The 9,286-nt window shown below is 62.3% G+C and carries 9 protein-coding genes; 8 read left to right on the plus strand and 1 reads right to left on the minus strand.

Annotated features, from left to right (window positions below; translation table 11 throughout):
- Positions 1-69 precede the first annotated feature (69 nt).
- From HV753_RS29460 to HV753_RS29475, 4 genes are all read left to right on the plus strand, one after another.
- Complete coding sequence (locus HV753_RS29460; RefSeq protein WP_175178105.1) at positions 70-1,641, plus strand: AMP-binding protein; 1,572 nt, start codon at positions 70-72, stop codon at positions 1,639-1,641.
- 96 nt (positions 1,642-1,737) lie between these two features.
- Positions 1,738-2,670, plus strand: a complete 933-nt coding sequence (locus HV753_RS29465) for a Bug family tripartite tricarboxylate transporter substrate binding protein (RefSeq protein WP_246288422.1) — start codon at positions 1,738-1,740, stop codon at positions 2,668-2,670.
- Between the two features lie 14 nt (positions 2,671-2,684).
- Positions 2,685-3,854: a thiolase domain-containing protein gene (locus tag HV753_RS29470; protein WP_175178107.1), complete on the plus strand. Its 1,170-nt coding sequence runs from the start codon at positions 2,685-2,687 to the stop codon at positions 3,852-3,854.
- 3 nt (positions 3,855-3,857) lie between these two features.
- Positions 3,858-4,268, plus strand: a complete 411-nt coding sequence (locus HV753_RS29475) for a Zn-ribbon domain-containing OB-fold protein (protein ID WP_246288423.1) — start codon at positions 3,858-3,860, stop codon at positions 4,266-4,268.
- A 150-nt stretch (positions 4,269-4,418) separates the two neighbouring features.
- Here HV753_RS29475 and HV753_RS29480 read toward each other — a convergent pair whose 3' ends face one another.
- Positions 4,419-5,441 carry an amino acid ABC transporter substrate-binding protein gene (locus HV753_RS29480; RefSeq protein WP_175178108.1) on the minus strand — a complete coding sequence of 341 codons (1,023 nt, stop codon included), beginning with the start codon at positions 5,439-5,441 and terminating at the stop codon, positions 4,419-4,421.
- A 352-nt stretch (positions 5,442-5,793) separates the two neighbouring features.
- On the opposite strand from HV753_RS29480, the gene HV753_RS29485 reads away from it, so the two are divergent.
- From HV753_RS29485 to HV753_RS29500, 4 genes are read left to right on the plus strand one after another with little or no spacing between them, the layout of a single operon-like run.
- Positions 5,794-6,810: a Bug family tripartite tricarboxylate transporter substrate binding protein gene (locus HV753_RS29485; RefSeq protein WP_175178109.1), complete on the plus strand. Its 1,017-nt coding sequence runs from the start codon at positions 5,794-5,796 to the stop codon at positions 6,808-6,810.
- 53 nt (positions 6,811-6,863) lie between these two features.
- The gene (locus HV753_RS29490) at positions 6,864-7,544 is read left to right on the plus strand and encodes a 3-oxoacid CoA-transferase subunit A (protein WP_175178110.1); all 681 of its coding nucleotides are present in this window, start codon (positions 6,864-6,866) and stop codon (positions 7,542-7,544) included.
- A 10-nt stretch (positions 7,545-7,554) separates the two neighbouring features.
- Positions 7,555-8,196 (plus strand): 3-oxoacid CoA-transferase subunit B, encoded by a 642-nt coding sequence (locus HV753_RS29495; protein ID WP_175178111.1) that lies wholly within the window; start codon positions 7,555-7,557, stop codon positions 8,194-8,196.
- Positions 8,196-9,023, plus strand: coding sequence for an IclR family transcriptional regulator domain-containing protein (locus tag HV753_RS29500; RefSeq protein WP_175178112.1), 828 nt, complete (start codon positions 8,196-8,198; stop codon positions 9,021-9,023). Before HV753_RS29495 ends, HV753_RS29500 begins: the two co-directional genes overlap by 1 nt.
- Positions 9,024-9,286: the final 263 nt, after the last annotated feature.

The following is a 9,286-nucleotide window of genomic DNA, read 5'->3' on the forward strand; positions in this document are numbered from 1 at the left end:
CAGTACCGCTTGTCATCTCAAATCGGTACCAGACAATAAATTCCAGTACCAAAAAAAGGTGACGGAGACATGCGGTATCCCTCTACTTCCCTGTACGAAGGCGCTACGGTCGCGTCCCTGTACCGTTCGGCATTCAAGGCGTTTCCGGAGGCCACGGCGATCGTGTCCAACCAAGCGTCTCTTTCCTATTCGCAGCTGGAAGCGCAGTGCCATCGCATTGCACGCTTGCTTCGCGCCAAGGGTTTGCAAAGACAAGATGCGATCGCCTTCCTGGTCAGCAATCGTGCCGAAGCCATCGCCGCCATCATCGCCGCGCAGTTCATCGGCCTGAAGGCAGTGTCACTGCATCCCATGGCCTCGGAGGAAGATCACGTTTTCGTCCTGCAAGACGCGCAGGTGAAGGCCTTGGTGGTGGATGCGAGCCTGTACGCCCAGCGTGCCCAAGCCATCGAAGCGCGCGGCATCATCCCACTGGTGCTCCCGCTTGACCGCACCGTTGACCACGCCGGACTTGCCAGCGAGGCGGCGGCGATGGACGGCAGCGATCTTGAGCTTGACGCCTACCCAGAGGAAATCACCAAGCTGTCGTACACCGGCGGCACGACCGGCCGATCCAAAGGCATCCTGCACGCCCACCGCACCACCGTCACGATGGTGCTTCAAATGCTGGGAACCTACGAGTGGCCTGAACACATCAGGTATCTGGTGACCACCCCGATCTCGCACGCGGCAGGCGGTTTGATCCTGCCCACCCTCATTCGAGGCGGCACGGTGTACCTGAGCGAGAAATACTCGCCGGCCGATTTCCTCAAGCGCGTGCGGCAGCACCGCATCAATTTCACCTTTCTGGTGCCCACCCAGATCTACGGCCTGTTGGACCATCCCGATCTGGTCGACAGCGATTGTTCAAGCCTGGAACTGGTGCTCTATGGCGCGGCCCCCATGGCACCGTCCAGGCTGCTGGAAGCACTGCGGAAATTTGGACCGGTGTTTGGCCAACTGTACGGTCAAGCGGAAGCGCCGATGACGATCTGCTATCTGCGCAAGCAAGACCACGACCCGGCCCGCCCCGGGTTGCTGGGCTCCTGCGGCAGAGTCGTCGCGGGCAATCAGGTGAAGCTGCTTGGCCCTGAGCTGCAAGATGTGCCGCTGGGAGACATCGGCGAACTATGCGTGCGCAGCCCGCTCGTCATGGACGGCTACCTGAACCGGCCGGAAGAAAACGCGAAGGCCTTCGCGGGAGATTGGCTGCACACCGGCGATATGGCGCGCATGGATGCCGCTGGCTATGTGTACATCGTTGACCGCGTGAAAGACATGATCATTTCGGGTGGCTTCAACGTCTATCCCAGCGAAGTCGAGAATTGTCTGGCCCTGCATCCCGACATTGCCGTATCCGCCGTCATCGGCGTGCCTGACGAGAAATGGGGTGAAGCCGTCACCGCCGTCGTGGTGCTCAAGCCTGGCGCCAGCGCAAGCGAGGCCGAGATCATTCAGTACGTCACCCGCAACAAGGGCGTCGTGAATGCGCCGAAAGCCGTGGTGTTCGAAGACCAGCTTCCTCTCACGGCGCTAGGAAAGATTGACCGCAAGACCATCAGAAGAAAGTACTGGGCTGGCCAGGACCGTCAAGTCAGCTGACTGACAAGCCGTCCGCAGACAAGCCTTCAGGCAACCAAGGAGACAGCAATGCGCATCAGACACCGCCTTTTCAAAGCATGTGTTTTGGCACTCGGCATGCTTAGCGTCAATCTTCATGCCCAAGAGGCTTACCCGGCCAGACCCATCAAATTCGTCATTCCCTTCGCGCCGGGCGGCATCACCGACCTGACTGGCCGAACCTTCGCGAAATACATGTCTGATGCCCTCAAGCAACCGCTCATCACGGAAAACAAGCCTGGCGCGGGGGCGCTCATCGGTGCGAATTACGTGGCTCGCGCGCCCTCCGATGGCTACACCTTGCTGCTGGGCACGAACGTCACCCACGCCATCAATCCGCAGCTGATGGCGTCCACCCCCTACGACCCCATCAAGGACTTCCAACCGGTGGCGATGTTTGGGCTGAACGGGAACGTGCTGGTCGTCAACGCCTCATTTCCCGCCAACAACTTCGACGAGTTCATCAAGTACGTCAAGGCGAAGCCGGGCGACATCAACTACGCCTCGGGCAGCGTCGGCAGTTCCGCTCACTTGGCCGCTGAACTGCTGAAACAAGAGGTCAAGGGCCTGAATTACATGCACGTGCCCTATGGCGGTCCCTCCGAGGCCATGTCGGCCCTGATTGGCGGCCACGTGGACTTCATGTTCGCGAACATCGGAGCCGCCATCAGCCAGATCAAATCAGGAAAGATCAAGGCCATTGCGGTCACCACGGCCAAACGCGAGGCGCAATTGCCGGACGTGCCCACCATCGCTGAATCAGGCGTACCGGGGTTTGAGGTCGTTGGCTGGATTGCTGCGTTCTTGCCGAAGGGCGCTCCGCCCGAGGTCACGATGCGTCTGAACCAAGTCATCAACAACGCGCAGGCCAATCCGGAACTGCGCAAGACCTTGGACGCGGCTGCGCTGATTCCCGTGGTGGCGACGCCTGAGGAAACCGCGAAGTTCGTGCAAGACGAATATGCGAAATGGGGCCGCGTGATCCGCGACGGCAATATCCCGAAACTCTGACCGCCAGGTAGCTTATGACCATCAAGGGCAAGGCCTACATCGCGGGCGCATACGAACATCCCACACGGTATGCGCCCGACAAATCCGTTACCCAGCTTCACGCAGAGTGTGCCTTGGGCGCCCTGCGCGATGCCGGCTTGAGCATCAAGGACGTGGACGGGTACTTCTGCGCCGGCGACGCACCGGGCGGCAGCCCGCTGTCCATGGCGGAATACCTGAATCTTGACCTGAAATGGATAGACGGCACCGAGCTTGGCGGTTGCTCGTACATGGTGCACGTCCGCCATGCCGCGCTGGCGATCGCCCAAGGCAAATGCTCGGTGGCCTTGATCACGCTGGCGGGCAAGCCCAAGAGCAGCGGCATGGCCACCGGCACCGTGCCACGGGAATTGGGTCCTGAACGGCCGGAAACGCCTTGGGACAGGCCGTATCGATCCACCATCACCGGCATATACGGCATGCTGGCCCAACGCCACATGCATGAATACGGCACCACCTCCGAACAGCTGGCAGCCGTCAAGGTAGCCGCCGCGCATCACGCGCAATACAACGAGCTGGCGGCGCTGCGCAAACCTGTCACGGTCGAGGACGTGCTGGCCTCTCCCGTGATTGCAAGCCCCTTGCATCGCCTGGACTGCTGCGTCATCACGGATGGCGGTGGCGCGTTGGTGCTGACCAGCCCAGAGATCGCCAAGCGCCTTTCACGGCCTCTCGTGAAGATCATTGGCGCAGGGGAAAGCATCAAGACCAGTAAAGGCGGCTATATCGAGCCCACAACATCGGGCGCGGTCGCCAGCGGCAAGCTGGCGTTCGCCGAAGCCGGCATCTCGGTCGACGACGTGAAGTATGCGTCTCTGTACGACAACTTCACCATCATGGTGTTGATGCAGCTGGAGGACCTGGGCTTTTGCAAGAAGGGCCAGGCGGGCCCCTTTGCCGCCGAGGGCAATCTGATCTCGGGCCGGGGGAAACTGCCGTTCAACACCGATGGCGGCGGCCTGTGCAACAACCACCCCTCAAACCGAGGCGGCATGACGAAAGTGATTGAAGCGGTGCGCCAACTGCGCGGAGAAGCGCACCCGGCAGTGCAAGTGCCTGATTGCAACCTGGCCTTGGCATCGGGTCCAGGCATGGTCATGGGCGTGGCCCATGCGCATTCCACCTTGATTCTTGAACGGGAGTAACGTGTGAACAGCCACATCGAGCGGACGACCTATCTGGACGACCCTTATGCCCTGGCGTACCCCGAGACCGCGCCGTTCTGGGCCGCGGCGGAACAACAGCGATTGCTGCTGAAAACCTGCAATCAATGCAAGCGCGCCCATTGGTATCCACGCATCGTCTGCCCGCTGTGCGCCAGCGACGATACGGACTGGAAGCCCGCAAGCGGCCAAGGCAGCCTCTACGCTTTCAGCATCATCGAACGCGCCGATCCGCCCTATGCGCTGGCGTATATCGAGTTGGACGAAGGCCCGATCCTCTTGAGCAACCTCGTTGACTGCGATCTTCGTGCATTGCGCATCGGGCAACGGGTATCCGCCGTATTCCGGCAAACGCCGGATGGGCGGTCAGCGCCCTACTTCACGATCATTCCCTAGACCACGGTCTCCGAACCACGCCGGCCATCACGGCCCGTCGATGTTCATCGCCGACAATGGAAAACCCCTGCAAAGCGGAATCCGCGATGCAGGGGCCTGGCTAGCGTCGGATGACGGCCCGCAACGCGGGCCGTTCCTGGTTCAGGCGCGTCAGCGGATCGGCCACGGATACATGGCGCCGCCCTTGTTCCACAGCGCGTTGGTGCCGCGTTGCAGGCCCAGCTTGCTGTCCTTGCCGACGTTGCGCTCGAACACTTCGCTGTAGTTGCCCACGGCCTTGATGGCGTTATAGGCCCACTTTTCATCCAGGCCCATGTTCTTACCAGCGCCGGGCGTCACGCCCAGGATGCGCAGCACGTTGGGATTATTGCTCTTCAGCATCTCATCCACGTTCTTTTGCGTAATGCCGTATTCCTCGGCTTCCAGCAGCGCGAACAGCGTCCAGCGCACGATGCCCAGCCAGTTCTCGTCGCCCTGGCGCACCATGGGGCCCAACGGTTCCTTCGAGAAGCGTTCCGGCAGGATCTCGAAGTCGTTCGGGTTGGCGACTTGCGTGGCGCGCACGGCGGCCAATTGCGAAGCATCGTCGGTGAAGGCGTCGCAACGGCCGGACTCGAAGGCGCGAACGACTTCAGTCACCTTGTCGATCACGACCGGTTTGAATTCGATGTTGTTGGCGCGGAACCAGTCGGCCAGGTTCAGTTCGGTGGTGGTGCCCGGCTGCACGCAGACGGTGGCGCCGTTCAGTTCCTTGGCGCTTTTGACGCCCAGCTTCTTGTTCACCAGGATGCCCTGGCCGTCATAGAAGCTGGCGGCCACGGCAGACAGGCCCAGCGAGGTGTCGCGCGTCTGCGTCAGCGTGACGGTGCGCAGCAGCACGTCGACTTCACCCGATTGCAGCGCGGTGAAGCGTTGTTGGGTCGACAGCGCCGTTCCCTTGAACTTGCTCGAATCGCCGAATACCGCCGCGGCGACCGCGCGGCAAATATCCACGTCCATGCCTTCCCATTCACCCTTGCTGTTGGTGGCGGAAAAGCCGGATACGCCGTCGGTCAGGCCGCACTGCACGAACCCTTTTTTCTTCACCGCATCCAGCGTGGGGCCGGCTACCGCCGCCTGGGACGCGCAAGCCAGGGCGAGCGCGCCGGCTGCAAACAAGATGGACCGCTTCATTATTGCCTCTCCTGAGATGGATGCCCCGGGCAGGCTTGTAAGCCGTCCCGGCTGAAACCGGGCCCTGTTTTGGTGGGCCGGCCGCCAGATTACGCGATGTCCACAGCGTGAACAACGCGATATGACTTAGTGGAAACCCGAGGGAATTGGGACGGCAGCCAGACCCATGTAGTTCGGTGATCGAACTTTATCAGCCCATCCCGACCCGTCCTGGCGTGCGCTTGCATGCCATACTTTTTTTCGCGGCATGTCCGCTCAGCGGCACCGCCGCGCAACAGAAAAGCCGATCGCGCCACAACAAAAACCCCGGGCGCGCATCGATACTCGGCCGATTCATGGAGGAGACAAATCCATGGCACAAGCAAGCAAATTGCAGCCTCGCCACGCAGCAGCGCATCGCCGCATGGCCCTGAAGACCCTGTTGTTGTCCGCGCTTGCCGCGGCGGGCCTGAGCGCCGGCCCCGTCCAGGCAGCGGATGACTGGCCCAACAAGCCCATCAAGATCATCGTGCCCTACACGCCGGGCGGGTCCACCGACATCGTGACCCGCATCGTCATGGAAAAGCTGGGGCCGCGCCTGAAGCAAACCATCATTGTGGAAAACCGTCCGGGCGCCAACAGCAGCGTGGGTTCGGCGATCGCGGCGAAGTCGGACCCCGACGGCTACACGTTCCTGTCCATGCTGCCGGCCTACATCATCAACTTCCATCTGTACAAGCTCACCTACAAGCCGGCCGACCTGACACCGGTGGTGCAGATGGCCGACTTGCCGCTGTTCCTGTTCGTAGCCGAAGACCTGCCCGTCAAGTCCGTGGCCGATCTGGTCGCCTACGCCCGCAAGAACCCGGACAAGCTGACCTACGCCTCCAGCGGCAATGGCTCCAGCGCGCACCTGACCGGCGCCGACTTCGCGTTGCAGAACAAGATCACGATGACCCACGTCGCCTACAAGGGCAGCGCCCCGATCCTGACCGATCTGCTGGGCGGCCGCGTGTCCATGGTGTTCGACCCGATTCTGGTGCCGATGCAATACGTCAAGCAGAACCGGCTGAAGGCGCTGGCGTTCACGGGCAAGGAACGCTGGCCCACCGAACCCGGCATCCCCACGATGGAAGAAGCGGGCATGCCGGGTTTCGTGACGGGATCGTGGGCCGGACTGATGGCGCCCGCAGGCACCCCCCAGCCGATCATCGAACGCATGGCGCGCGAGATCAGCGAGATCGTCAAGGAACCCGATGTGAAGCAGAAATTCGTGGATGCGGGCTTTCTGCCCGTCAGCGGCACCACGGCGCAATTCGCGGAACTGATGAAGAAGGATTCGGCGCGTTATGCCGAAATCATCAAGCAGGCCGGCATCACCGTGAATTGAACGCGGATCGGGCGTGGCACTGCGCCACGCCTGACCCGATCGGAGTCCCCATCATGATCAACAAGTTCATCGACACCCCCGAGGCCGCGGTCTCGGACATCCACGACGGCGCCACCGTGCTGATCAGCGGCTTCGGCGGCGCGGGCATGCCCACCGAACTGATCCACGCGCTGATCGATCAAGGCGCGCGCGAACTGACCGTGGTCAGCAACAACGCCGGCAACCATGAAACCGGGCTGGCCGCGCTGATCAAGGCCGGGCGCGTGCGCAAAGTGATCTGCTCATTTCCCAAGGCCTCGCACTCCTGGGTCTTCGACGACCTGTACCGCCGAGGCGGCATCGAGCTGGAATGCGTGCCCCAAGGCACCATCGCCGAAAGGCTGCGCGCAGCCGGCGCCGGTCTGGGCGGCTTCTTCACGCCCACCGCCTACGGCACAGAACTGGCCCAAGGCAAGGAAACCCGCATGATCGACGGACGCGGCCATGTTTTCGAGACGCCGCTGCATGGCGACTTCGCGCTGGTCAAGGCCGATCAGGGCGACCGCTGGGGCAACCTGACCTATCACAAGAGCGCCCGCAACTTCGGCCCCATCATGTGCATGGCGGCCAAGACCACCATCGTGCAGGTGCGCGCCAAGGCGGAACTGGGCGACCTGCCGCCCGAAGCCATCGTGACGCCAGGCATCTTCGTCACGCGCGTCACCCAGGTGGCCAATGCCGCCTTTTCCAGTTGAAGGAGCCCGCATGCATCGCCCCCTGACCCGCGAGGCCATGGCACGCCGCCTGGCCCTGGACATCCCCGACGGCAGCTATGTCAATCTGGGCATCGGCATGCCGGTGCTGGTGGCGGCCCATCTTCCGCCTGGCCGCGAGATCGTGCTGCACAGCGAAAACGGCATCCTGGGCATGGGCCCGCCCCCCGCGGATGACGCCATCAATCTGGACCTGATCAACGCGGGCAAGCAGCCCGTGACGTTGCTGCAAGGCGGCTCGTACTTCCACCACGCGGATTCGTTCGCGATGATGCGTGGCGGCCATCTGGATATCTGCGTCATGGGCGGCATGCAGGTCGCGGCCAACGGCGACCTGGCCAACTGGTCGCTGGCCAAGCCGGGCGAAGCGCCGGCCGTGGGCGGTGCGATGGACCTGGCGGTGGGTGCGCGCAGCGTGTTCATCATGATGGAACACAACAGCAAGAACGGCGATCCGAAGATCGTCGAACGCTGCACCTATCCGCTGACGGGCGCGGGCGTGGTGGACCGTATTTACACGGATCTTGCCGTCATCGATGTCACGCCGGACGGCTTGGTGGTTCGGGATATGATCGACGGCATGACACTGAACGAACTACAGGCACGAACGGGCGCTCCGCTGCGCGCAGGTTGATGCTGCCCAATCTTCCCCCACCCGGCTACGCCGCCCCGCTTGCGGCGGAAGATCACCCCGACCAGTTGCGCGGCGATCCGGACTACATGCTGACGCTGGCACGCGGCCTGCATGTGATCCGCGCGTTCGGCACGCGCCGCCATCCGCAGACCGCCGCGGAACTGAGCCGGCGCGCTAATCTGCCACGCGCCGTCGTGCAGCGTTGCCTGCACACCCTGATCCTGTTGGGCATTGCCGAACAGCATGGCCGGCTCTATGTGCTGACGCCACGCATCCTGGGCCTGGGCTACGCCTACTTTTCGTCGACGCCGTTTGTGTCACTGGCCCAACCCGTGCTGGAAGAGCTTAGCGCCGCCGTCAACGAAACCTGCGCGCTGGCCATCATGGAAGGCCAGGAGATGCTGTATCTGGCGCGTTCCGAAGTGAACCGTCTGTTGGCCACGTCGATGGGGCTGGGCAGCCGCTTGCCGGCGTATTGCACGTCGATCGGGCGCGTGCTGCTGGCACAGTTGCCGGAACCCGCCTTGGCGCGCTATTTCGCCACGGTAGACCTGCAACCTTATACGGAATTCACGCTGACCACCGAAGCCCGACTGCGCGCGGAACTGGTGCGCATCCGTGAACAAGACTATGCGGTGGTGGATCAGGAGCTTGAACTGAACGTACGCGCCATCTCGGTGCCCGTGCGCTCGGCCAGCGGCAAGGCCTGCGGCGCCGTGAACGTCAGCGTGAAAGCCGCGCGAGTTCCCTTGAACCGGCTGACGGAAGAATTCCTGCCGCCCTTGCGGCAAGCCGTCGAAAGAATCGGAGAATTCCTGGTCGCGTGAAGGTGATGGGCGAGTCGGCTGCCTGGATAGGATGCGTGAGTCGCCTACCTGGATAGGATGCGCGACACGACCGCGTGCATTTGATGTGCTACTCGACCACGTGCGTTTGATGTGCGATCAACCACGTGCATTTGATGTGCGATCAACCGCGTGTATTTGATGTGCGATCAACCACGTGCGTTTGATGTGCGATCAACCGCGTGCATTTGATGTGCGATCAACCACGTGCATTTGATGTGCGATCAACCACGTGCATTTGATGT

Origin of the sequence: Achromobacter pestifer, assembly GCF_902859625.1 — a bacterium.
Lineage (GTDB): Bacteria > Pseudomonadota > Gammaproteobacteria > Burkholderiales > Burkholderiaceae_B > Achromobacter > Achromobacter pestifer.